Source organism: Kineococcus sp. AC630, from assembly GCF_979255925.1.
The window spans coordinates 1-280 of record NZ_CEEDMJ010000072.1 but is presented as its reverse complement, the minus strand read 5'-3'; the positions used below and the strand labels follow the sequence as shown (position 1 = coordinate 280).

At 33.2% G+C, this 280-nt stretch carries 1 pseudogene; it reads right to left on the bottom strand.

From position 1 onward, the window contains the following. Positions 1–280, bottom strand: a pseudogene (locus AC0I8G_RS25900) (COG3942 and LysM peptidoglycan-binding domain-containing protein); the annotation flags it as partial.

Sequence of the window (280 nt, the reverse complement as noted above, 5' to 3'; positions counted from 1 at the left end):
CTTCCAATAGGTTTACCTAACTCTGCACGGCGATTGAATGCATAATAAGTACAGTTCCCATAATTATATAAGTTGCCTGAATTACTTACAGAATACAAGCTAGCATCAGTGTCATTACTATATGATTGATTCGTTGTAACAAATGGTTGTGATGTTGGTCCACTTGTTACATCTACATATTGTTGACTTGCTGTTGGTGTTGGTTCTCCAACATAGTAATTGCTTGAATTATAAGTTGTATTATTAACTTGATATTGTGTTTCATATGGAGAAACAATAA